The sequence below is a fragment of the uncultured Stenotrophomonas sp. genome, from assembly GCF_963519125.1.
Taxonomy (GTDB): Bacteria; Pseudomonadota; Gammaproteobacteria; order Xanthomonadales; family Xanthomonadaceae; genus Stenotrophomonas.
Genome location: NZ_CAUQLJ010000012.1, coordinates 1 through 21,473, shown reverse-complemented (window position 1 = coordinate 21,473; position 21,473 = coordinate 1). Strand labels below are relative to the sequence as shown.

The window sequence follows — 21,473 nt, the reverse complement described above, 5'->3', positions numbered from 1 at the left end:
CATGGCGATGGATTTCATCCGCATCCGCGGCGCGCGGACGCACAATCTGAAGAACCTCGACCTCGACCTGCCCCGCGACAAGCTGATCGTGATCACCGGCCTGTCCGGTTCGGGCAAGTCCTCGCTGGCGTTCGACACCATCTATGCAGAAGGCCAGCGCCGCTACGTCGAATCGCTGTCGGCCTATGCGCGCCAGTTCCTGAGCGTGATGGAAAAGCCGGACCTGGACCACATCGAAGGCCTGTCTCCGGCCATCTCGATCGAGCAGAAGTCGACCTCGCACAACCCGCGTTCGACGGTCGGCACCATCACCGAGATCTACGACTACCTGCGCCTGCTGTACGCCCGCGTCGGCACTCCGCGCTGCCCGGACCACGGCTATCCGCTGGAAGCGCAGACGGTCAGCCAGATGGTCGATCAGGTACTGACCCTGGACCCGGAACAGCGCTACATGCTGCTGGCCCCGGTCATCCGCGACCGCAAGGGCGAACACGCCCAGGTGTTCGACCAGCTGCGCGCGCAGGGCTTCGTGCGTGTGCGCGTGGACGGCGAGCTGCATGAAATCGATGCGGTGCCGCCGCTGGCGCTGCGCCAGAAGCACACCATCGAGGCGGTGATCGACCGCTTCCGCCCGCGCGAGGACATCAAGCAGCGCCTGGCCGAGAGCTTCGAGACCGCGCTGAAGCTCGGCGATGGCATGGCCTCGGTGCAGAGCCTGGACACCGCCGACGCCACGCCGGCACTGTTCTCCTCCAAGTACTCCTGCCCGGTCTGCGACTACTCGCTGCCGGAGCTGGAACCGCGTCTGTTCTCGTTCAACGCACCGATGGGTGCCTGTCCCGGCTGCGATGGCCTGGGCATCGCCGAGTTCTTCGACCCTTCGCGCGTGGTCGTGCATCCGGAGCTGTCGCTGGCCGCCGGTGCGGTGCGTGGCTGGGACCGTCGCAACGCCTACTACTTCCAGCTGATCGCCTCGCTGGCCAAGCACTACAAGTTCGACGTGGACGCCGCGTGGAACTCGCTGTCGGCCAAGGTGCAGCAGGCCGTGCTGTACGGCAGCGGCGACGAAACGATCACCTTTACCTACTTCACCGAAGCCGGTGGCCGCACCCAGCGCAAGCACCGCTTCGAGGGCATCATTCCCAACCTCGAACGCCGCTACAAGGAAACCGAGTCACCGGCGGTGCGCGAGGAGCTGTCCAAGTACATCAGCGAACAACCGTGCCCGGAATGCAACGGCGCGCGCCTGAACAAGGCGGCACGCAACGTGTTCGTGGCCGATCGTCCGCTACCGGAGCTGGTGGTGCTGCCGATCGACGAGGCACTGAAGTTCTTCAGCGAACTGAGCCTGCCGGGCTGGCGCGGCGAGATCGCCGCGAAGATCGTCAAGGAGATCGGCGAACGCCTCGGCTTCCTGGTCGATGTCGGCCTGGATTACCTGACCCTGGAGCGCAAGGCCGACACCCTGTCCGGTGGCGAGGCGCAGCGCATCCGCCTGGCCAGCCAGATCGGCGCCGGCCTGGTCGGCGTGATGTACGTGCTCGACGAGCCGTCCATCGGCCTGCACCAGCGCGACAACGAGCGCCTGCTCGGCACCCTGACCCGCCTGCGCGACCTCGGCAATACGGTGATCGTGGTCGAGCATGACGAAGACGCGATCCGCCTGGCCGACTACGTGCTGGACATCGGTCCGGGCGCGGGCGTGCACGGCGGCGAGATTGTCGGCCAAGGCACCCTGCAGGACATCCTGGAGGCGCCGCGTTCGCTCACCGGCCAGTACCTGTCGGGCAAGCGCGCGATTGAGATCCCGGCGCGGCGGCACAAGCCGAATCCGAAGATGACCCTGCACCTGCGCGGTGCCAGCGGCAACAACCTCAAGGGCGTGGACCTCGACATTCCGTCGGGCCTGCTGACCTGCATCACCGGCGTGTCCGGTTCGGGCAAGTCGACCCTGATCAACGACACCCTGTTCTCGCTGGCGGCCAACGAGATCAACGGTTCCTCGCACCCGATCGCACCGTACAAGTCGGTCGATGGCCTGGACCTGTTCGACAAGGTGGTGGACATCGATCAGTCGCCGATCGGACGCACGCCGCGTTCCAACCCGGCCACCTACACCGGCCTGTTCACGCCGCTGCGCGAGCTGTACGCGCAGGTGCCGGAAGCGCGTGCGCGTGGTTATTCGCCGGGGCGTTTCAGCTTCAACGTGCGCGGCGGCCGCTGCGAAGCGTGCCAGGGCGATGGCCTGATCAAGGTGGAGATGCACTTCCTGCCGGATGTGTACGTGCCCTGCGACGTGTGCCATGGCAAGCGTTACAACCGCGAAACGCTGGAGATCCTGTACAAGGGCTACAACATCAACGACGTGCTGCAGATGACCGTCGAAGATGCGCTGAAGCTGTTCGAGCCGGTGCCGAGCATCGCGCGCAAGCTGGAAACGCTGGTCGACGTGGGCCTGAGCTACATCAAGCTGGGCCAGAGCGCGACCACGCTGTCCGGCGGTGAAGCGCAGCGCGTGAAGCTGTCCAAGGAACTGTCGCGCCGCGATACCGGGCGCACGCTGTACATCCTGGACGAGCCGACCACCGGCCTGCACTTCCACGATATCGAGGCGCTGCTCGGCGTGCTGCACAAGCTGCGCGACGAAGGCAACACGGTGGTGGTGATCGAACACAACCTGGACGTGATCAAGACCGCGGACTGGATCGTCGACCTGGGGCCGGAAGGTGGCCATCGCGGTGGCACCATCCTGGTCACCGGCACGCCGGAAGACGTGGCGGCGCACCCGGCGTCGTACACCGGCCAGTTCCTGGCCAAGATGCTGCCGTCGACCAGTGCGCGTCCGGAACGTCCGGCGGCCACGGCCAACAAGCCCGACGCGCGTCCGCCGCGCAAGGCCAAGCCGGAAAAGCCGGCCAAGGTCGCCAAGAAGGCGGTCGCGGCCAAGCGCGCCACCACCCCCAGCAAGACCAGCCCTGCCAAGACCACGAAGGCGAAGAAGAAGTAATGAGCAGCGAACACAAGATCCTGGCCCGCGTACCGATCAGCGTGCGCTGGCGCGACATGGACAGCATGGGCCACGTCAACAACGCCAAGTACATTTCCTACCTGGAAGAAGCGCGCGTGCGCTGGATGCTGGGCGTGGAAGGCGTGTCGATGACCGACCGCATCGCACCCGTGGTGGCTGCGACCAACGTGAACTATCGCCTGCCGATCGTGTGGCCCAACGACATCGTGGTGGAGCTGTTCGTCGAGCGCCTGGGCAACAGCAGCGTGACCATCGGCCACCGCATCGTCGACCAGAAGAACGACAGCACGTTGTATTCGGATGGGAATGTGGTCGTGGTCTGGATGGACACGCAGACCGGAAAGAGCGCCCCGCTGCCGGACGCCATTCGCAGCGCGTCGAGCTGACGCCCTGCAACAGCCTTTTTCGATCTGAGGTCATGCCCTACCGCACGTGGACAGCCCACGTGCGGTCGACTGGGGTGCGACCCTACCGCCGCACCTGCAACGTGCCATCCACCTTGCGCCCGTCCTCCAGGCTCAGGCGCACAGGCAGCTCTGCGCCTTCCGTCACTTTCACCACCGGCTCCATCAACATCAGGTGCAGCCCGCCCGGCTTCAATGTGACCTCTTCCCCGGGCGCAATCGGCAACGCCTCCACCGCGCGCATCCGGCTGACGCCATCGGCCATCGTGGTCTCGTGCAGCGACACATCATCGAAGGCCTTGCTGCCCACGCCGACCACGGTCACTGCGGCCTTGCAGTCATTCCGGATCGTTCCGTAGCCGGCCGCCATCGTCATCCCCGGCGGCGGCAACCGCACCCAGCCCCCTTTGAGGCTGACACACGCCGGCTCCGCCGCACCCGCAGATGCTGCGGCCGCACACAGACCCAACAATACGCACACGAATGGTTTGGTTATCATCGCCTCAGTTCCCTGCCCGCAACGAGATCGCAGCATGACGACGCTTATCGAGGTGATCAACCATGGCCCCATCCGCGAGCTGCGGCTTGCCCGCCCGCCGGTCAACGCGCTGGACACCGAGCTGTGCCGTCACCTGATCCAGGCGATCAACCAGGCGATGGCCGACGACGCGCACGGGATCGTGCTGTCGGGCAGCGAGCGCATCTTCAGCGCCGGCATGGACGTGCCGCACCTGCTCAGCCACGGCGAGGACAGGCACAAGCTGCTGGACAGCTGGCAGGCCTTCTTCGGCGCGGTGCGCACCCTCGCTGAAAGCCGGATCCCGGTGGTGGCCGCGCTGACCGGGCATGCCCCGGCCGGCGGCTGCGTGCTGGCGCTGTGCTGCGACTACCGGATCATGGCGCGCAGCGCGGACCCGGCGCAGCCGACCGTGATCGGCCTGAACGAAGTGCAGGTGGGGCTGGTGGCGCCGGAAGGCATCCAGCGGCTGATGCGCCGCGTGGTGGGGCACCACCGGGCCTCGCAGCTGCTGATCGGTGGTGAGATGGTGCCGGCCGAGCGTGCGCTGGAGATCGGGCTGGTGGACGAGCTGGCGGCCCCGGCCGAGGTGGTGCCGCGCGCGGTAGCCTGGCTGGCTCGTCTGCTCAAGCTGCCCCGGCAGCCGATGCTGCACACCCGCAGCGTCGCCCGCGCCGACCTGCACGAGGCCCTGCATGCCGACCTGATCCAGCTGGACCGGTTCGTCGAAGCCTGGTACGCGCCGGACGCCCAGCAGGCGCTGCAGACGCTGGTGGCTCGATTGGGTAAATCCTGAGGCGGGGCCACCACCCGTATAATTCCTGTTCGTCCCCCTGCAGGCCGCCGCCTTGTCCCAGCCGCAAGAACCCGTCGTTTCCGAGCTGATCGACCTGCTCACGCTCGAACGCCTGGAAGACAACCTGTTCCGTGGCCAGAGCCGCGACATCGGCACCAAGTACGTGTTCGGCGGCCAGGTGCTGGGCCAGGCGCTCTCGGCCGCACAGGCGACCGTCGACAACGGCCGCCACGTGCATTCGCTGCATGCCTACTTCCTGCGCGCCGGCAACATCGACCACCCGATCGTCTATGACGTGGACCGCACCCGCGACGGCGGCAGCTTCTCGGTGCGCCGGGTCACCGCGATCCAGCACGGCAAGGTGATCTTCTTCTGCGCGGCCTCGTTCCAGCAGGCCGAGACCGGCGCCGAGCACCAGCACAAGATGCCCGAAGTGCCGCAGCCGGAAGACATCGAACCGAACCGTCCGCTGCCGGCCGAAGTGCTGGAGCGGCTGCCGATCAAGGTGCAGCGCTGGCTGTCGCGCGGCGGCCCGTTCGAGTTCCGCCATGTCTACCCGCGTGACGAACTGAACCCGCCCAAGCGCCCGCCCTACCACCAGGTGTGGCTGCGCCTGAGCGAGCCGGTCGGCGACGCCCCGGAACTGCACCAGGCACTGCTGGCCTATGCCTCCGACTTCCACCTGCTGGGCACAGCGACCTTCCCGCATGGGATCAGCTACTACCACCCGCACGTGCAGATGGCCTCGCTCGACCACGCGATCTGGTTCCACCGCCCGTTCCGCGCCGACGACTGGCTGCTGTACTCGCTGGACAGTCCCAGCGCGCAGGATTCGCGCGGGCTGGCACGTGGCCAGTTCTACACCCGTAACGGCATCCTGGTTGCCAGCACCGCGCAGGAAGGGTTGATCCGCGTGGTCGACGACAGTGCCGCGGCCGCCGCCGTACCGGCCAAGGAATAATTCGCCATGCGTCAGATTTTCAGCAGCCAGCGCGTTGAAACCGTGGAAGGCGTGGCCCAGCTGCTGCGCGATGCCGGCATCGAGGTGCGCATCACCAACGGCCGTTCGTACCACAGCAAGCGCGGCAGCCAGTTCAGCTACCTCGACACCAGCAAGGCCAGCACCCACCCCACTCTGTGGGTGGTGCACGCCAACGACCAGCCCCGCGCCCGCGAGATCCTGCGCGACGCGCGCTTGCTGGAAACCACCCGGCGCGACCACCCTACCGCCGAATTCGCCTTCCGCGACCAGGTCGCCGAAACCGCGCCGCGCCGCAACTGGGCCTGGCGCATCCGCATCGGTCTGCTGCTGGTCATCGCTGCCGTAGCGATGGTGGTGATGATGCGCCACCGCAGCGCGCCCACCGCGGTACCGGCGCCCGTGCAGCAGGCACAGCCGCAGACCCCGGCAAACGAACCGGCACCGGCGCAGGAAGAGGAAGAGGTCCGCGTGCGCATCCAGCCGGTGCAACAACCGTAAGACCCCGCCCGGGGCGCGGTCACATTCCGCGCCCCACCCCGTCATGATGTCACCACCCGCCGGGATCGACGCCATGACCACCCTGCCCCTGACCGACACGCTGGAACGCGAACTGCCCGCCGCCGCCAGCGGCTGCCAGCAGTCCTATGGCCGCATCGTGCTGGCCTGCCAGAACACCGTCACCGCCATCGCGCTGGCGATTACCCGCGACGTGCAGGCCAGCGAAGACATCGCGCAGGAAGCCTTCATCAAGGGTTGGCAGCAGCTCAACCAGCTGCACAGCACCGCCAGCTTCCTGCCCTGGCTGCGCCAGATCACCCGCAACCTGGCCCGCGACTGGCTGCGCGCCAACCGCGGCCGGCCGTTGTCCGGTGAAGCGGCCGAGATCGCGATCAGCATGGCCGCCGACCCCAGCCCCAGCGCGCCGGACTACCTGCAGCGGGTGGAAGAAGAACTGGCTGCCGAAGAGATCATTTCGGCACTGCCCGAAGACAGCCGCGAAACCCTCCTGCTGTACTACCGCGAAGGCCAACGCTCGCAGCAGGTGGCCGACCTGCTCGGCCTGAGCGACGCGGCCGTGCGCAAGCGCCTGTCGCGTGCGCGCGCCTCGGTGCGGGAAGAGATGCTGCGCCGCTTCGGCGACTTCGCGCGCAGCAGTGCGCCCGGCGCCGCGTTCGCCACCACGGTGGTGTCGATGGTGATGATTGCCGCGCCGGGCACCGCCAGTGCCGCGATCCTGCTGGGTACCGGCGTGGGCGTGGGCAGCGGCAAGTTAGGGCTGGGCGGCGCCAGCCTGACTGGCGGTGCTGCGATGGGCTCGCTCGGCGCGGCGGTCAGCCAGACCCCGCTGATGAGCCCCGGGATGGGGTTGGGCGTGGCAATCACCGGCATGCTCGGCGGCATCATCGGCAGCTACCTCGGCGGGCGCTACCTGCTGTGCTACACCGAGACACCGGCCGAACGCGCTGCCGTCTTTCGCTTCGTGCATTACAGCACCTTCACCGCAATGCTCGTCTGCATGGCCGTACTCGCGTTGACGATGCTGCACGTGCCGCTGCACTGGCCGCTGATCGTCATGGTGCTCGGCACCGGCGTGGTGAACTACCAGTGCCTGGTGCCCCTGCAACGCATCATGGCGCCGATGATCGCGCGCGATGCGGCGCGGCATGGACGCAAAGGGCCGAGCTGGGTGTATCAGTCGATGTATGGTCGGCCTGCGTTGATCGTGACCAACCTGTTGGTGATCGGCATCGTGCTGGCGATGGCGTGGGATGCCCGGTTGATCTGAGGCATGAAAAAGCGCCGGTCATTGACCGGCGCTTTTGTTTTCGCAGCCGGGCAGAGCGCGGCTCTACCCGATTATTTCGCCTTCGGCGGCATCGGCGGCTTGTCGCCGCGCGGGCCACCGAACGGCTTCTTCGCTGCGTCGAACTCGGCCTTGCTCAGCTGGCCGTCCTTGTTGGTGTCGGCGGCAGCGAACCACGCGTCACGGTGCTGCTTCATGCCGAGCTCGCGGTCGGTCTTGTCCAGGTAGCCGTCCTTGTTGACGTCCATCCTGTCGAAACGTTCCGCCAACCGTGGGTCGGCTTTGGCTTCGTCACGGCTGATCCGGCCGTCCTTGTTCGCATCCAGCTTTTCCATGCGCTCGTGGCCGCCACCCGGGCCACGCCCGTGGCGCTTGCCCTGCCAGCGCGGCATTTCTTCGCGCGAAAGCTTGCCGTCCTTGTTGGTGTCCAGGCTGTCGAACTTCTCGGCCAGGCGCGGCGCCTTGGCGGCTTCGGTGCGGTCAACGAAACCGTCACCGTTGGTATCCAGCTTCACGCGGGCCGGCGCGGCGGGCGCGGTCGGGGTATCGGCGGCCACCGCCAGGCCGGCAGCGCCGGTGGTCATCAGCAGGGCCAGCAGCAGAAGGGGTTTGCGGTTGCGCATGGGGTACTCCGGTTCTTTGGGGGGAAGCGTCGTGCGGTGCTCGGCACCCACGGGAGAGAAAACGCCCGGACGCGACCCGCGTTGACAGCCCACACGGTCGCGTTCATTCACCAGACAGTCGCGGCGCCTGCGACGCCCCGGCGCTATGCTGTGGCCATGGCGATCCACACCGACCGCGACGACGAGCTGCGCCTGTTCCAGACCGGGGACCATCCCTGTGGCTACTGGCCGGACCGCGCTGCGCGCGACCTGGTGCTGGATCCGCACGACCAGCGCCTCGGCAGCCTGTATCCGATGGCCCTGAGCTGGGGCTTCCGCCGCTCCGGCGACCTGGTCTACCGCCCGCACTGCGCCAACTGCCACGCCTGCGTCTCGGTACGCGTGCCGGTGGCCCGCTTCGCGCCTGATCGCAGCCAGCGCCGCTGCCTGGCGCGCAACGACGACCTGGAAGTACGCATCGTCGCCGCCGAGCAGACCGACGAACAGTTCGCGCTGTACCACCGCTACCTGACCCACCGGCATGCCCAGGGCGGCATGGACGAGCACGGCCCGCACGAGTTCGACCAGTTCCTGATCGGCCAGTGGTCGCAGGGCCGGTTCCTGGAGGTCCGCGGGCCTGCCGTGGATGGCCACCGCGGCCCCCTGCTGGCGGTGGCGGTCACCGACGTCACCGCGCACGGGCTCTCGGCGGTCTACACCTTCTTCGACCCCGATCATGCCCAGCGCGGCCTGGGCACCTTCGCGATCCTGCAGCAGATCGCGTGGGCCCGTCGCGAGCAGCTGCCGCACCTGTACCTCGGCTACTGGATCCGCGGCCACCGCAAGATGGACTACAAGCGCCGCTTCCGTCCGCTGGAGGCCTACGACGGCCGCCGCTGGCACGCGTTCGACGACGCCCGCGACGGCATTTGACCCGCCATTGCAACGCGCGCCCGTGCAGAATAGGCGCATGAAAGCCCATCCCCTGATCCTCGCCCTGGCCCTGCTCTGCGGCGCCTGCGCGCAAACCTCGACCAAGACCGCCGCCATGCCGGATGCCGCCCCCGCACCGCTGCGGATCGCCACCTACAACACCTCGCTGTACAGCGACGAGACCGGCGGCCTGATCGCCGAGCTCGAAGGCGACAGCGCGCACGCGCGCAAGATCGCCGCGGTGCTGCAGCAGGTCCGCCCCGACCTGGTGCTGCTCAACGAATTCGACTTCGACGACGCCCACCGCGCCGCCGACCTGTTCCAGCAGCGCTATCTGGAAGTGGCCCAGCCCGGCGGCGGCGAGCCCCTGCACTTCGCCTACCGCTACCTGGCCCCGGTCAACACCGGCGTGCAGAGCGGCCTGGACCTGGACAACAACGGCCAGATCGGCGGCGACGGCCGCGCCCGTGGCAACGACGCCTGGGGTTACGGTCTCCACGCCGGCCAGTACGGCATGCTGGTGCTCTCGCGCTACCCGATCGACGAAGCCAAGGTGCGCAGCTTCCAGCTGCTGAAGTGGAGCACGATGCCCGGCGCGCTACGCCCGATCGACCCGCGCACGGGCAAGTCCTTCTACAACGACCACGTCTGGTCGCAGCTGCGCCTGTCCTCCAAGTCGCACTGGGACGTCCCGGTGAACACCCCCAACGGCGTGGTGCATGCGCTGGTCTCCCACCCCACCCCGCCCGTGTTCGACGGCCCGGAAAAGCGCAACGCCGCGCGCAACCACGACGAACTGCGGCTGTGGCAGGAATACCTTTCCGCCGGCGACAAGCCCTGGCTCTGCGACGACCGTGGCCAGTGCGGCGGCCTCGCCCAGGACGCCCGCTTCGTGATCCTCGGCGACCTCAACAACGATCCCGTGGACGGCGATGGCCGCCATGACGCCATCGTCGAACTGATCGAAAACGCGCGCGTGCTGCGCTACCCCACCCCGCGCAGCGTCGGTGCAGAACAGACCAGCCTGGCGTACGCCGAAAAGGGCATCGTGCGGAAGGGCGCCCCGTTCCACGCCACCGGCGATTTCGGCCCCAAGTCCGGCACCATGCGCCTGGATTACGTGCTGCCGTCGGTGGGATTCAATTACATCGGCAGCGGCGTGTTCTGGCCCGCGAATGAAACGCCCGAGGCGAAGATTGCCGATGGCAGCGACCACCATCTGGTGTGGGTGGACGTGCGGTAAAAGCCGTTCCGATTATTCGAATGCGTTACCGGGCGCGGCGGATTTCACGGCAGTCGTCTGGGGACCGACCCTACCAAAGCAGAATCCGCGTAGTGACACGCCATGCGTGTCAGGTCCCGACGGCACCAAAAGACCATCTGGAGGAAAGCCCCCTTCTTGTTGAAGGGGGCGCGCCGAAGGCGGGGGGTTAAGGTGGAATGCTCGGATATCGCGGGCCGAAGGCACGCGATATCTCGGAGCGGGGCTGCCCGACGGTCGCCCCAGCACGTAGAGATAGAAACGCCAGCGCTTTACGCGCGCAACTCAATAGAAATCGCCTCAGCCGCCTCACGCGCAATCTTCCGCGCTTCATCAACGTCCGCGCCACGCGCCAACGTCACACCCACGCGCCGATGCCCGTGCACGCTCGGCTTCCCGAACAGGCGCAGCGCCGTGTCCGGATGCACCAGTGCCGCCTCAACGTTGCTGAACACCGGCACGCCCTCGCCGTGCGCCAGCATCGCGCACGACGCCGACGGACCGCTCTGACGGATCAGCGGAATCGGCAGGCCCAGGATCGCCCGTGCATGCAGCGCGAATTCGCTCAGCTCCTGCGACGCCAGCGTCACCAGCCCCGTATCGTGCGGCCGCGGCGACACCTCGCTGAACCACACCGCGTCGCCCTTCACGAACAACTCCACCCCGAACAACCCCCAGCCACCCAGGTCGTCGGTGATCGCCTGCGAAATCTCCTCCGCCCGCGCCAGCGCCGCCGCCGACATCGGCTGCGGCTGCCAGCTCTCGCGATAGTCCCCGTCCTTCTGCCAATGCCCGATCGGCGCGCAGAACGACGTCCCGCCCGCATGCCGCACCGTCAGCAGCGTGATCTCATAGTCGAAGTCGATGAAGCCCTCCACGATGCAGCGCCCCGCACCCGCCCGACCGCCGGTCTGCGCGTACTCCCACGCCGGCGCGATATCGTCCTCGCTGCGCAGCGTGCTCTGGCCCTTGCCCGACGACGACATCACCGGCTTCACCACGCACGGCAGCCCGATCGCCGCCACCGCCGCCCGGTACTCCGCCTCCGTATCCACGAAGCGGTACGGCGAGGTCGGCAACCCCAGCGTCTCCGCCGCCAACCGCCGGATGCCCTCACGGTCCATCGTCAGCCGCGCCGCGCGCGCCGTCGGCACCACCCGCTGACCGGTTTCCTGCTCCAGCTGGACCAGCGTCTCGGTATGGATCGCCTCGATCTCCGGCACGATCAGGTGCGGCTTCTCCGCCGCGATCAGCGCGCGCAGCGCCATCGCATCCAGCATGTCGATCACGTGCGAGCGGTGCGCCACCTGCATCGCCGGCGCGTTCTCGTAGCGGTCGGCCGCGATCACCTCCACCCCCAGCCGCTGCAGCTCGATGGCGACCTCCTTGCCCAGTTCGCCCGAGCCCAGCAGCAGGACACGGGTGGCGGAGGGGGACAGCGGGGTGCCGAGGGTAATCATGGTGCTTCATTCCGGACAGCGGACGGGAACGCATTGTAGAGCCGTGCACCGCCGACGGTGCGCGGCGGTCACATCCGTGCCTGGTCAGACGTCAATGAATGGCCTGCTCCCGCTGACAGGCCGGACCCGACCCCAGCCCGCCCCTTGCAGAAGTGATATCAAATTGATATCAATAGCTGAAACCCACCGCAAAGGATGCCCCGCCATGAAAGAAAAGCCCGTCCGCTCGCTCTCCGGCGTCCCCTTCCTGCTGGCCATCCTGGCCCTGCTGGCCGTGGCGGCCTGGATGTTCCTTTCTGGCGTAGAGCGCGGCAACGTCAATCTGCTCCTGATCCTCGGCGGCCTGCTGCTTGGGCTGGCAGGCACGTTCAGCCTGGTAGGCCTCTACACCGTCCAGCCCAACCAGGCCGCCGTGCTCAGCCTCTTCGGCAAGTACGTCGGCACGGTCAAGGACAACGGCCTGCGCTGGAACAACCCGTTCTTCAGCAAGAAGAAGGTCAGCCAGCGCGTGCGCAACTTCGAAAGCGGCAAGCTCAAGGTGAACGAACTGGACGGCAGCCCGATTGAAATCGCCGCCGTCATCGTCTGGCAGGTCGTGGACGCTTCCGAAGCGGTTTACAACGTCGACGACTACGAGAGCTTCGTGCACATCCAGTCCGAATCGGCGCTGCGCGCGATGGCCACCAGCTACCCCTACGACCAGCATGAGGAAGGCCAGCTCTCACTGCGCAGCCATGCCGCCGAGATCTCGCAGCACCTCAAGGACGAACTGGCCGAGCGCCTGGCCGACGCCGGCGTGCAGGTGCTCGACGCCCGCATCAGCCACCTTGCCTACGCCCCGGAAATTGCCCAGGCCATGCTGCAGCGCCAGCAGGCCAACGCAGTGATCGCCGCACGCACCCGCATCGTCGCCGGTGCGGTCGGCATGGTCGAAATGGCCCTGGCCGAACTGCAGAAGAACAACGTCGTGCAGCTGGATGAAGAGCGCAAGGCGCAGATGGTCGGCAACCTGCTCACCGTGCTGTGTTCCGACCGCGGTACCCAGCCGATCGTCAACGTCGGCTCGTTGTACTGAGCATGAGTGAGAAGAAAGCCTATCCGCTGCGTATCAATGCCGACGTGCTGGCAGCGGCGCAGCGCTGGGCCGACGACGAGCTCCGCAGCCTCAACGCGCAGATCGAGTACGTGCTGCGCGACGCACTGCGCAAGGCTGGACGCCTTCCCAAACCCGCACCTGATCCGGAGAGCAAGGAATGAGCAAGCGCTGGACGTACCTGACCGTTGAAGTGAAGCCGTCGTGGACCGGTTTGAAGCCGGAGGACCTGCAGGCCGAAATGAACCGCCAGGGCCAACTCGGTTGGGAGCTGGTGAACGTGCTGCAGGGCACCCCGATGGGTGTGGCGCTGCTGTTCTTCAAGAAGGAGAGCTGACATGCGCACCTGGAGCAGGTATCTGGTTGCGTGGATGCTGGCGTCGGTGGCAGTGGCGGCAAACGCGGCCACGCCCCAGCAGACGGCCAGCCAACTGCTGGACAGGCTGGACGCCGGCGACGTGGCCGCTGCCGAAGCCATGTTTACCCCGGAAATGGCGAAGGCCGCACCCGCCGCGTCGCTGCAGGCACTGTGGCAGTCGTTCGGCGGGCTGCGCAGCCGTGGTGCAGCGCGCGTGGTCGAGCAGCAGGGCTTGCAGGTCGTCCAGCAATCGCTGCAGTTCGGCAGCGGCGCGGTCACGGCCACCATTGCCGTGGATGCCGAGGGGCGCGTTGCAGCCCTGTATCTCCAGCCGGCAGCCGCAGCGTCCCCACCGCCGCCGCCCGCCTCAGCCACCTACACCGAGCGCGAGCTGCAGATCGTGGCCGGCAAGGGGCCGCTGCCGGCCACCCTGGCGCTTCCCAACGGTGCCGGCCCGTTCCGGGCCGTGGTGCTCGTGCACGGCTCGGGTCCGCAGGACCGCAATGAAACCATCGGCCCCAACCGCCCGTTCCTGGACGTAGCGCGTGGCTTGGCCGCGCAGGGCATCGCGGTGCTGCGCTACGAAAAGCGCACCCGCGTGCGGCCGCAGGATTTCAGCGACGGCGACTACACCATGGACGATGAGACCACCAACGACGCGGTGGCCGCCGTTGCCCTGCTGGCCAACACGCCGGGCATCGACCCGAAGCAGATCTACGTGATGGGCCACAGCCAGGGTGGCATGCTCGCCCCGCGCATTGCCGCGCACTCGGGCAAGGTCGCCGGCGTGGTGCTGTGGTCGGCACCCGCGCGTTCCCTGCTGACCCTCCTGCCCGAACAGAACCGCTACCTGCTCAATCTGGATGGCGAGATCAGCGCCGACGAGCAGGCCGCGCTGGACAGGCTCGACGCACAGATCGCTGCCGCGCGTGGTACCGGCGTGGTGGCTCCCAAGGACCTGCCGCTCGGTCAACCGGCCCGCTACTGGCGCGCGTTCGACGCGGTGGATCCGGTTGCCGACGCACAGTCGCTGAAGCAGCCGATCCTGCTGCTGCAGGGCGGGCGCGACTTCCAGGTGGTGGACGCCGATTGGCAGCGTTGGACGCAGGGCCTGCCGGAAGGGCCGAAAGCGCGCTTCCACCGCTACCTGGCACTGAACCACCTGGGCATCGCCGGGGAAGGCCCTGGTTCGCTGGAGGAATACCGTGCCGCTGGTACGGTGTCGCCAACATTGATCGACGATGTCGCCGCGTGGATCAAGGAACAGGGATGAACACCCTCTCGGACACCCGCAGGGAATTCGCGGTCGCGCCCGCCCCGGTCTCGCGCCTGCTCTGGCTGTGGCTGCCCATGCTGGGCGTGGCAGTGATGATCGTGGCCACTACGCTGCAGTCCGAACAGCGCACCCCGATGGATCTGGCGATCACCCTGCCGTTCCTGCTGCTGGTCAGCGGCGTGCTCACCTGGGCGTTCTTTCGCCGCCGCATAGAACTGCAGGGCAGCGAGCTGGTGGTCACCGCCACCTTCTACCGCCGGCGCACCGCGGTCTCGGCACTGCAGCTGGACCGGGCCCGCATCGTGGACCTGGCCGAGCACGCCGAGTTCAAGCCGGGCATCAAGATCAACGGCTTCGGCATGCCCGGCTTCCAGTCCGGCCATTACCGCAGCGGCGGCAGGAAGATGTTCTGCCTGGTGACCGATGCCAGCCGCGTGCTGTACCTGCCGCTGCGCGACGGCAGTGCGCTGCTGCTGAGCCCGGAAAACCCGCGTGCGCTGCTCGATGCGCTGAACGCGCAGGCCACGCGCTAAGCTGGGCGCATGCGCCGATACCCTGCCCTGCTGATCAACACCCCCGACATCGAACTGTGGCCCGGTGGCCTGCTGCGCGCGCGCAGCAATGCCGACGCGCGGGCGCTGGCCCGGGCGCGCTGGGTACTGCGGCGCAAGCGCGACGGCCAGTACCTGGCGGCCGCCACCGCACACGGGCTGCTGCCGCTGGTGCCGCACCTGATGCGCGAGCCGGGCATCGAGGAGGCGCTGGACGCCCTTGATGAGGCCCTGAGTGGCACGCGGCGTGCCCATGCCCCCGATGACCTGCTGCCGCTGAGCGGGCTGCAGGCGCGGCTGGAGGAACTGGGCATCGACGCGGAGCGATATGAGGACGATACCGGGCTCGTACTGGAAGCGGAGCCTGCGCGGTTGTCACTGGCCGGCTTTGACCGCTACCGCCGGCCGCTCTGGCTGCAGCAGGGCGCGGCGCAGGGATGGCAGCGCATGCAGCAGCATGCCGCGCGCGAGGGCGTGGTGCTGGACGCCATCTCGGGCTATCGCAGCCATGATTACCAGCTGGGCATCTTTGACCGGAAGCGTGCGCGCGGGCTTGAAGTGGCGGACATTCTGCAGGTCAATGCCGCGCCCGGGTACAGCGAGCATCACAGCGGGCGGGCGCTGGACATCAGTGCGCCCGGCGAACCACCTGCCGAGGAGAGTTTCGAGGCGACTCCCGCGTTTGAGTGGCTGCAGCAGCATGCCGGAGCGCATGGCTTCCAGATGAGCTATCCGCGAGGTAATCCGCACGGGATTGTCTACGAGCCCTGGCATTGGTGCTGGCGCCGGGCGTAGTGACACGCCACGCGTGTCATCGCACGAACGAACCAGGCGCGATGTCGTTCGACACCCCGGGGACACGCATGGCGTGTCACTACGCGGAGATGTTTCGGCCGCCGATCAATCCTGCGACCGGTTTGTCGCCGTCTTCGGCACTTCGCTGAAATCCGCAATCCGCCACAGGTACAGGCTGGCATAGGTCCGGAACGGACCCCACTTTTCCCCGCGCAGTGCCAGTTCCTTCGGCGTCAGCATCACCTCTGCCTTGTCCACGCGCTGCGCACCCTTGCGGATGCCGAGGTCGTCGATCGGCAGGATGTCCGGCCGGCCGAGCCGGAACATCAGCATCATCTCCACCGTCCAGCGGCCGATGCCGCGGATCGGCACCAGCGCCTCGACGATGGCGTCGTGCTCCATCACCGACATCCGGCGCAGGTCCGGTACTTCGCCGGCAGCTTCACGACGGGCCAGGTCGCGCAATGCCAGCGCCTTGTTGCCGGACACGCCGCAGGTGCGCAGGCCGGCATCGTCGATGCGCGACAGCGTGTCCGCGTGCAGGCGGGTGCTGCCGATCGCCGTTTCCACCCGCCCCACGATGGTCGAAGCGGCCTTGCCGCTGAGCTGCTGGAACAGGATCGCGCGGGCCAACGCGTCCACCGGGTCGAAACTGCGCGCCCAGCCCGGCGGTGGCTCGATCGGGCCCAGGCGCTTCATCCAGGTGCCCAGCCGGCGGTCGCGCCTGGACAGCCACGCATGCGCTTCGTCCACGTCGAACCCACGGCGGAAGCGCGGCATGTCAGCGCCTCAGTGCGTTGAAGCCGTACACCACCCAACCGAGCATCAGCGCGGTACCGCCGACCGGGGCCAGCCCGGTACTGAGCTGCCACAGCGCGCCCGCCACCAGGCTGCCGGAGAACAGCAGCGTGCCTAGCAGCAGGACGTACAGCGCCAGCTTGCCCACGCTGTTCTGCTGGGTCGGACCGAGCACCGCCAACGCGACGCCGTGGCCAAATGCGAACAGCGCAGCGGTGTTCACATGCGACTGCGCCAGCGGCTCGGCGATGCCGTGCGAGGCATAGGCCGACAGGCCCACTGCGGTGGCCGCCAGCAACCCGCCAAGGCAGGCCAGCAGCGAAGGTCTACGCGCGCGTCGTTCCAGGTTGAGCATGCTGCATCCTCCAAAAAAAAACGCGCCGCAGGAAGCGGCGCGTTTTCTGTTCTGCGTTACATCACGGCAACCGTCGGATTACTTGACGGCCCAGTAGATGTCGTAGGTCGCTTCCGGCGTGAAGGACTTCTCAACGCCTGCGTTCCAGGACTCGTACGGACGGTCGATCACTTCGTTGCCACCGGTCACGGCCCAGGCACGCAGGGCGTTGCGGGCGATGTCCAGGCCAGCCATGTGGCCGGTGTACTTCGCATGCGCGGTGCGGTGCGGTGCGACGTGCACGTACTTGACCGGGGCGCCACCGTCGATCTTCACCGTCAGGGCTTCAGCCGAAGCGCCTTCGGTACCCTTCTTCTTGACCGGCTGGGCCACGTCGAAGGCGTACTTTTCCTGACCGAAGTCAGTGGTGATGATGCGGAACGGACCGGCGGCTTCGAGGTCATTGGCCTCCATCACGCGCTTGATCCACTCCTGGTTGTCCTTGATCGACTTGCTGATGGTGGCTTCGCCACGATCAACGTTACCGGCGGTGACCACCAGCAGATCTTCGGCCGGGGCGTCCACGATGGCCAGGTCGGTCAGCGGGGCTTCGGCGGTGCGGTAGTCCACGTTCGGCACGGTGGCCAGCATGTTGGCCATGCGCGACAGACCCAGCTTCAGGTCGTCACCGACGTGACGGCTGACGTACAGGCCCGCATAACGACCAAACAGGTTGAAGCCGTACTTGACGCTGTAGTCCTGGGTGATCTTGACGTTGCGGCCACCCTTGCCGGTCGGCTCGAGGGTGAAGCTGGTCTTCTTGTCGTGACCCTTGGTGGCGTCTTCGATGTCGATGGCCACGCGCTTGTTCGGCTCGGACTCGGTGATCACCCAGCTGCCATTGCCCAGCGACGGCTCCTTGGAGGAGAAGTCCAGGCGGGCACCCACGCCGGAGGCGGGGCCGGAGTGCTTCAGTTCAACGGCGGGATCGCGCAGCACGAGCGGGTTCCAGTCCTTGAAGCGGCGCAGGCTGTTGACCGTGTCGTACACGATCGTCATCTTGCGGTTGGTCTCGATGCTTTCAGTGATGTGACGCTCGCCCGGCAGCACAACGCCAATGATGACGAACAGGCCAGCCACGATCCCCAAGGCGATCAGGAACTCGATAATACGGGTCATTCAGAGAGTCTCCGGGGCCGATCCCACGGCCGGGTTGATTGAAGCGAAGCGCCAATCCTAGCAGGCTTCGCGGGTGTAATGGATCAGGATTGGCGCACCGGTTTCCATACCGGGAGCGGTTTTCAGAAGGCAAGGAGCGGAAAGATAGCGCATCAGGTGGGCCAGCACGTGGCCCCGCGCGATATTTATTTGCCGGTATCGGCAAATGGGCCGTCAACGACGGCCGCATGCCTTGTCCCACAACGCTTTCAACTGGCGTTCATTTTCAGCAGAAGTCCGCCTTCACACCAGCTGCAGTTCGAACGCCTTCAGCACCGCGCGGGTGCGGTCGCGCACGCCCAGCTTGGACAGGATGTTGGAGACGTGGTTCTTGATGGTGCCCTCGGCCACGCCCAGCGAGTTGGCGATCTCCTTGTTGGAGAAACCGCTGGCCATCAGGCGCAGGATCTCGGTCTCGCGGTCGGTCAGCGGGTCGGGTCGGTCCAGGCTCACGAACTCGTTGCGCATGTGCTCCAGGCCCGACAGCAGCCGCTGGGTCACCGCCGGCTGCACCAGCGAGCCCCCGTCGGCAACGGTGCGGATGGCGCCGACCAGCTGCTCCAGGGTCACGTCCTTGAGCAGGTAGCCCTTGGCCCCGGCCTTGAGGCCGGCCAGCACCAGCTGGTCGTCGTCGAAGGTGGTCAGGATGATGGTCGGCGGCAGCTGGGCCGTGCGCGACAGGCTCTGCAACGCTTCCAGCCCGGACATCACCGGCATGCGCATGTCCATCAGCACCACGTCCGGGCGGATCGTGGGGATGAGGTCGACGGCCTGGCGTCCATCGGCCGCCTCGGCCACCACTTCGATCCCGTCGTCCAGTGCCAGCAGCGAACGGATCCCCTGCCGCACCAGGGTTTGGTCGTCGACCAGGCAGACGCGAATCATCAACGCACTCCTTCAGGAACCTTGGTAAGGGTGGCCACCAGCACCGTTGCCGGCACCGTCGCCCGCAACCGGAAGCCTTCACCGGGACGGGTTTCGACCTGCAGCTGGCCACCACATTGTTGCAGGCGCTCGCGCATGCCGCGCAAGCCATTGCCCACATTGACCATATCCGCGCCGACACCATCGTCGCGGGCCTCCACCACCACCCGGTCGGGGGCTTCACGGTACACCTTGATCCACAGGTGGCGGGCACCGGCGTGGCGCACCGCGTTGGTGATGATCTCCTGGGTACAGCGCAGCAGCACGTGGGCCCGCTGCGGGTCCTCCACGTTCAGCGGATCCTCGATGTCCAGCTGGATGTCCAGCGAAGGCACATTCTCGGTCAGCGGGCGCAGCGCCGCGGCCAGATCGATGGCGCCGGTCTCACGCAACTGGCTGACCACCTCGCGCACGTTGCCCAGCAGCAGCTTGGCCAGGGCGTGCGAGCGCTTCACGTGGTCCAGCGCCTGGCCCTCGGCCAGGTGGCCGGCCACTTCCAGGTTCAGGGTCAGCGCGGTCAGCTGATGCCCCAGAAGATCATGCAGTTCACGCGAAATGCGGGTCCGCTCATTGACCCGGGCGCTTTCGGCCAGCAGGGCGCGGGTGGCGCGGAGCTCCGAATTGAGCCTGCGCTGCTCGTCGCGGGCCTGGGTCTGCTGCCGCGCGACAAGGCTGGTCACGAAGATGAACATGGAAAAGCCGCCATACAGCAGCGATTGCATCACGGCTTCGAACAGCGGGAAGTGCAGCAGCATGTAATAGACCGGGGCCACCGCCAGCTGGCTGACCAGCAGCCACAGCACGCACAGGCGCGCCGACAGCATCCACGGAATGACGCCGGCAGCCACCATCATCAGGATGCTGCCAAGGCCGGAACCACTGAGGTAGCTGACGCCCAGCGCCGAAACCGTCAGCAGCAGCAGCAGGCCGCGGTCCAGCCAGGTGGTGTGACTGTCGCTGTCGCTGCGCAGGAGGCGGGTCAGCCAGTAGTACGCGGCGCCGAAGGACAGGTAGGCGACGAACAGCAGGATCGCCCAGCTGCCCGTATCGCTGCGGCTGTGCAGGTTCTCGAACTGCGAGTACGCCAGTGGCAGGCCGACCATGACCCAGGTAAACAGGCCGGCCAGACGGAGGACGCGGGTATGGCTGAGGACTCCCAACATGCCAGCACTCTACGGGCCCGGCCTGCGTCGCGCACTCCCACGGAAGTCATGCATCTGCGGTCCCCTGTTCATGCCGCAGCCCACCCCGGGCATGCAATAATCGTGCGCAGGGTCCAATTTGACGGACCAACCGCGTTACCCCACGGAGTCACAATGTCGATTGTCATCCGCGACGTGCGCGAGCACGAGCTCGATTCCGTCCTGGCCCTGAACAACAACGCCGGTCTGGCCATCCTTCCTCTGGATGCCGCCCGCCTGCGCCTGTTCTTCGATACCGCTGAATATTTCCGCGTCGCCGAGCGCGACGGCAACCTGGCCGGCTTCCTGATCGGCTTTGGCAGCGACAGCCAGCACGACAGCAGCAACTTCGCCTGGTTCCAGCAGCACCTGAGCCAGAAATTCTTCTATATCGACCGCATCGTAGTGGCCAGCCGCCGCCGCGGCGGTGGCGTTGGCCGCGCGTTCTACGCCGACGCCCAGAGCTTTGCCGAACTGCGCTATCCGCAGCTGACCTGCGAAGTATTCCTGGACCATGGCGCCGATGCGGCGCTGCTGTTCCATGGCAGTTTCGGCTTCCGCGAGGTCGGCCAGAACAACATGCCGCACGTGGACGTGCGCGCCAGCATGCTGCTCAAGGACCTGTGCAGTTACCAATGGGTGCACGACACCTACGGCGATGCGCTGCCCGACGTGCCCTGGGTGGGCCACCGTCGCGAGCTGCAGCGCGCGCCTCGACCGACGGGGACCTGAAGTGGCGGCAAACATGGATTTTGAACAGGCCGGTGAGCTGAAGATCGGCCAGGTGGGAATCGCCAACCTGCGCATCCGCACGCTCGATGTGGAACGCCTCACCCGTGAGATGCACGACCGCGTGGCCCGCGCGCCGAAGCTGTTCGGCCGCGCCGCGGTGATCCTGGACTTCGGCGGGCTGAGCCAGATGCCCGACGTGGCCACCGCCCAGGCCCTGCTCGACGGCCTGCGCAGCGCCGGCGTGCTGCCGGTGGCACTGGCCTACGGCAGCAACGAAACCGACCTGCTTTCGCAGCAGCTGGGCTTGCCGCTGCTGGCCAAGTTCCGCGCCCAGTACGAGCGCACCGAGGCCGAACCGGCGGTGGCGGCGGTTGCGCCGGCCCCGGAACCGGCCCGCCGCCCGCGCGCCGCTGAACCCGCCCCGGC

At 67.2% G+C, this 21,473-nt stretch carries 23 protein-coding genes and 1 pseudogene; 16 read left to right on the top strand and 8 right to left on the bottom strand.

Going from position 1 to position 21,473, the window contains the following annotated elements:
• Position 1: 1 nt before the first annotated feature.
• Positions 2-3,007, top strand: coding sequence for an excinuclease ABC subunit UvrA (uvrA, locus tag RYM47_RS11815; RefSeq protein ID WP_315388107.1), 3,006 nt, complete (start codon positions 2-4; stop codon positions 3,005-3,007).
• Entirely contained in the window at positions 3,007-3,414 is a 408-nt protein-coding gene (locus RYM47_RS11810) for a thioesterase family protein (RefSeq protein WP_070209172.1), read from the top strand. Before uvrA ends, RYM47_RS11810 begins: the two co-directional genes overlap by 1 nt.
• An 82-nt stretch (positions 3,415-3,496) precedes the next feature.
• Here RYM47_RS11810 and RYM47_RS11805 read toward each other — a convergent pair whose 3' ends face one another.
• On the bottom strand, positions 3,497-3,931 hold the full coding sequence (locus RYM47_RS11805; protein WP_315388281.1) for a copper chaperone PCu(A)C: 435 nt from the start codon (positions 3,929-3,931) through the stop codon (positions 3,497-3,499).
• 34 nt (positions 3,932-3,965) lie between these two features.
• Here RYM47_RS11805 and RYM47_RS11800 point away from each other — a divergent pair, with 34 nt between their 5' ends.
• From RYM47_RS11800 to RYM47_RS11785, 4 genes are all read left to right on the top strand, one after another.
• On the top strand, positions 3,966-4,745 hold the full coding sequence (locus tag RYM47_RS11800) for an enoyl-CoA hydratase/isomerase family protein (RefSeq protein ID WP_315388105.1): 780 nt from the start codon (positions 3,966-3,968) through the stop codon (positions 4,743-4,745).
• Positions 4,746-4,797: 52 nt separating this feature from the next.
• Complete coding sequence (gene tesB, locus RYM47_RS11795) at positions 4,798-5,706, top strand: acyl-CoA thioesterase II (RefSeq protein WP_315388104.1); 909 nt, start codon at positions 4,798-4,800, stop codon at positions 5,704-5,706.
• A 6-nt stretch (positions 5,707-5,712) separates the two neighbouring features.
• A complete protein-coding gene (locus tag RYM47_RS11790) occupies positions 5,713-6,225 on the top strand; it encodes a pathogenicity-like protein (RefSeq protein WP_315388103.1) in 513 nt (170 codons plus the stop codon).
• A 73-nt stretch (positions 6,226-6,298) separates the two neighbouring features.
• On the top strand, positions 6,299-7,513 hold the full coding sequence (locus RYM47_RS11785; RefSeq protein ID WP_315388101.1) for an RNA polymerase sigma factor: 1,215 nt from the start codon (positions 6,299-6,301) through the stop codon (positions 7,511-7,513).
• Positions 7,514-7,584: 71 nt separating this feature from the next.
• On the opposite strand, the gene RYM47_RS11780 is transcribed toward RYM47_RS11785, so the two are convergent.
• Complete coding sequence (locus RYM47_RS11780; protein ID WP_315388100.1) at positions 7,585-8,154, bottom strand: EF-hand domain-containing protein; 570 nt, start codon at positions 8,152-8,154, stop codon at positions 7,585-7,587.
• Positions 8,155-8,310: 156 nt separating this feature from the next.
• Here RYM47_RS11780 and RYM47_RS11775 point away from each other — a divergent pair, with 156 nt between their 5' ends.
• Both RYM47_RS11775 and RYM47_RS11770 read left to right on the top strand, forming a co-directional pair.
• Positions 8,311-9,066 carry an arginyltransferase gene (locus RYM47_RS11775; protein ID WP_315388099.1) on the top strand — a complete coding sequence of 252 codons (756 nt, stop codon included), beginning with the start codon at positions 8,311-8,313 and terminating at the stop codon, positions 9,064-9,066.
• A 37-nt stretch (positions 9,067-9,103) separates the two neighbouring features.
• Positions 9,104-10,309: an endonuclease/exonuclease/phosphatase family protein gene (locus tag RYM47_RS11770; protein ID WP_315388097.1), complete on the top strand. Its 1,206-nt coding sequence runs from the start codon at positions 9,104-9,106 to the stop codon at positions 10,307-10,309.
• A 290-nt stretch (positions 10,310-10,599) separates the two neighbouring features.
• Here RYM47_RS11770 and purT read toward each other — a convergent pair whose 3' ends face one another.
• Positions 10,600-11,787 (bottom strand): formate-dependent phosphoribosylglycinamide formyltransferase, encoded by a 1,188-nt coding sequence (gene purT / locus RYM47_RS11765; protein WP_315388096.1) that lies wholly within the window; start codon positions 11,785-11,787, stop codon positions 10,600-10,602.
• 205 nt (positions 11,788-11,992) lie between these two features.
• Between purT and RYM47_RS11760 the strand changes: the two genes are divergently transcribed.
• Genes RYM47_RS11760 through RYM47_RS11735 form a run of 6 tightly spaced genes read left to right on the top strand, consistent with a single transcriptional unit; the run spans position 11,993 to position 15,860 of the window.
• Positions 11,993-12,862 carry an SPFH domain-containing protein gene (locus RYM47_RS11760; protein WP_315388094.1) on the top strand — a complete coding sequence of 290 codons (870 nt, stop codon included), beginning with the start codon at positions 11,993-11,995 and terminating at the stop codon, positions 12,860-12,862.
• Between the two features lie 2 nt (positions 12,863-12,864).
• Positions 12,865-13,044, top strand: a complete 180-nt coding sequence (locus tag RYM47_RS11755) for an Arc family DNA binding domain-containing protein (RefSeq protein ID WP_070206839.1) — start codon at positions 12,865-12,867, stop codon at positions 13,042-13,044.
• Entirely contained in the window at positions 13,041-13,217 is a 177-nt protein-coding gene (locus tag RYM47_RS11750) for a DUF4177 domain-containing protein (protein ID WP_102944044.1), read from the top strand. Before RYM47_RS11755 ends, RYM47_RS11750 begins: the two co-directional genes overlap by 4 nt.
• A 1-nt stretch (position 13,218) precedes the next feature.
• Entirely contained in the window at positions 13,219-14,511 is a 1,293-nt protein-coding gene (locus RYM47_RS11745; RefSeq protein WP_315388090.1) for an alpha/beta fold hydrolase, read from the top strand.
• Positions 14,508-15,047: a PH domain-containing protein gene (locus RYM47_RS11740; protein ID WP_315388088.1), complete on the top strand. Its 540-nt coding sequence runs from the start codon at positions 14,508-14,510 to the stop codon at positions 15,045-15,047. The genes RYM47_RS11745 and RYM47_RS11740 overlap by 4 nt, the downstream gene beginning before the upstream one ends.
• A 9-nt stretch (positions 15,048-15,056) precedes the next feature.
• Positions 15,057-15,860, top strand: coding sequence for a D-alanyl-D-alanine carboxypeptidase family protein (locus tag RYM47_RS11735; protein WP_315388087.1), 804 nt, complete (start codon positions 15,057-15,059; stop codon positions 15,858-15,860).
• 105 nt (positions 15,861-15,965) lie between these two features.
• On the opposite strand, the gene RYM47_RS11730 is transcribed toward RYM47_RS11735, so the two are convergent.
• The 5 genes from RYM47_RS11730 to RYM47_RS11710 all read right to left on the bottom strand — a co-directional run bounded on the left by RYM47_RS11730 (position 15,966) and on the right by RYM47_RS11710 (position 20,297).
• A complete protein-coding gene (locus RYM47_RS11730) occupies positions 15,966-16,640 on the bottom strand; it encodes a DNA-3-methyladenine glycosylase (RefSeq protein ID WP_315388086.1) in 675 nt (224 codons plus the stop codon).
• A gap of 1 nt (position 16,641) precedes the next feature.
• Positions 16,642-17,013, bottom strand: a complete 372-nt coding sequence (locus RYM47_RS11725; protein ID WP_315388084.1) for a DUF423 domain-containing protein — start codon at positions 17,011-17,013, stop codon at positions 16,642-16,644.
• 78 nt (positions 17,014-17,091) lie between these two features.
• Entirely contained in the window at positions 17,092-18,171 is a 1,080-nt protein-coding gene (locus tag RYM47_RS11720; protein WP_315388082.1) for an SRPBCC family protein, read from the bottom strand.
• Between the two features lie 282 nt (positions 18,172-18,453).
• Complete coding sequence (locus RYM47_RS11715) at positions 18,454-19,095, bottom strand: response regulator transcription factor (protein ID WP_315388081.1); 642 nt, start codon at positions 19,093-19,095, stop codon at positions 18,454-18,456.
• Entirely contained in the window at positions 19,095-20,297 is a 1,203-nt protein-coding gene (locus RYM47_RS11710; protein ID WP_054171238.1) for a sensor histidine kinase, read from the bottom strand. The genes RYM47_RS11715 and RYM47_RS11710 overlap by 1 nt, the downstream gene beginning before the upstream one ends.
• Positions 20,298-20,450: 153 nt before the next feature.
• Between RYM47_RS11710 and RYM47_RS11705 the strand changes: the two genes are divergently transcribed.
• Positions 20,451-21,047 carry a GNAT family N-acetyltransferase gene (locus tag RYM47_RS11705; RefSeq protein WP_070206831.1) on the top strand — a complete coding sequence of 199 codons (597 nt, stop codon included), beginning with the start codon at positions 20,451-20,453 and terminating at the stop codon, positions 21,045-21,047.
• Between the two features lie 13 nt (positions 21,048-21,060).
• Positions 21,061-21,473: pseudogene (minC, locus tag RYM47_RS11700) on the top strand (septum site-determining protein MinC); the annotation flags it as partial.

What these genes read in the sequence shown, in the direction of transcription:
- purT (WP_315388096.1), bottom strand. Translation starts at nt 11,787, where the DNA reads ATGATTACCCTCGGCACCCCGCTGTCCCCCTCCGCCACCCGTGTCCTG.
- RYM47_RS11715 (WP_315388081.1), bottom strand. Translation starts at nt 19,095, where the DNA reads ATGATTCGCGTCTGCCTGGTCGACGACCAAACCCTGGTGCGGCAGGGG.
- RYM47_RS11745 (WP_315388090.1), top strand. Translation starts at nt 13,219, where the DNA reads ATGCGCACCTGGAGCAGGTATCTGGTTGCGTGGATGCTGGCGTCGGTG.
- RYM47_RS11735 (WP_315388087.1), top strand. Translation starts at nt 15,057, where the DNA reads ATGCGCCGATACCCTGCCCTGCTGATCAACACCCCCGACATCGAACTG.
- RYM47_RS11810 (WP_070209172.1), top strand. Translation starts at nt 3,007, where the DNA reads ATGAGCAGCGAACACAAGATCCTGGCCCGCGTACCGATCAGCGTGCGC.
- RYM47_RS11780 (WP_315388100.1), bottom strand. Translation starts at nt 8,154, where the DNA reads ATGCGCAACCGCAAACCCCTTCTGCTGCTGGCCCTGCTGATGACCACC.
- uvrA (WP_315388107.1), top strand. Translation starts at nt 2, where the DNA reads ATGGCGATGGATTTCATCCGCATCCGCGGCGCGCGGACGCACAATCTG.
- RYM47_RS11800 (WP_315388105.1), top strand. Translation starts at nt 3,966, where the DNA reads ATGACGACGCTTATCGAGGTGATCAACCATGGCCCCATCCGCGAGCTG.
- RYM47_RS11775 (WP_315388099.1), top strand. Translation starts at nt 8,311, where the DNA reads ATGGCGATCCACACCGACCGCGACGACGAGCTGCGCCTGTTCCAGACC.
- RYM47_RS11755 (WP_070206839.1), top strand. Translation starts at nt 12,865, where the DNA reads ATGAGTGAGAAGAAAGCCTATCCGCTGCGTATCAATGCCGACGTGCTG.
- RYM47_RS11805 (WP_315388281.1), bottom strand. Translation starts at nt 3,931, where the DNA reads ATGATAACCAAACCATTCGTGTGCGTATTGTTGGGTCTGTGTGCGGCC.
- RYM47_RS11710 (WP_054171238.1), bottom strand. Translation starts at nt 20,297, where the DNA reads ATGTTGGGAGTCCTCAGCCATACCCGCGTCCTCCGTCTGGCCGGCCTG.
- RYM47_RS11790 (WP_315388103.1), top strand. Translation starts at nt 5,713, where the DNA reads ATGCGTCAGATTTTCAGCAGCCAGCGCGTTGAAACCGTGGAAGGCGTG.
- RYM47_RS11740 (WP_315388088.1), top strand. Translation starts at nt 14,508, where the DNA reads ATGAACACCCTCTCGGACACCCGCAGGGAATTCGCGGTCGCGCCCGCC.
- RYM47_RS11770 (WP_315388097.1), top strand. Translation starts at nt 9,104, where the DNA reads ATGAAAGCCCATCCCCTGATCCTCGCCCTGGCCCTGCTCTGCGGCGCC.
- RYM47_RS11705 (WP_070206831.1), top strand. Translation starts at nt 20,451, where the DNA reads ATGTCGATTGTCATCCGCGACGTGCGCGAGCACGAGCTCGATTCCGTC.
- RYM47_RS11725 (WP_315388084.1), bottom strand. Translation starts at nt 17,013, where the DNA reads ATGCTCAACCTGGAACGACGCGCGCGTAGACCTTCGCTGCTGGCCTGC.
- RYM47_RS11760 (WP_315388094.1), top strand. Translation starts at nt 11,993, where the DNA reads ATGAAAGAAAAGCCCGTCCGCTCGCTCTCCGGCGTCCCCTTCCTGCTG.
- RYM47_RS11785 (WP_315388101.1), top strand. Translation starts at nt 6,299, where the DNA reads ATGACCACCCTGCCCCTGACCGACACGCTGGAACGCGAACTGCCCGCC.
- RYM47_RS11730 (WP_315388086.1), bottom strand. Translation starts at nt 16,640, where the DNA reads ATGCCGCGCTTCCGCCGTGGGTTCGACGTGGACGAAGCGCATGCGTGG.
- RYM47_RS11750 (WP_102944044.1), top strand. Translation starts at nt 13,041, where the DNA reads ATGAGCAAGCGCTGGACGTACCTGACCGTTGAAGTGAAGCCGTCGTGG.
- RYM47_RS11720 (WP_315388082.1), bottom strand. Translation starts at nt 18,171, where the DNA reads ATGACCCGTATTATCGAGTTCCTGATCGCCTTGGGGATCGTGGCTGGC.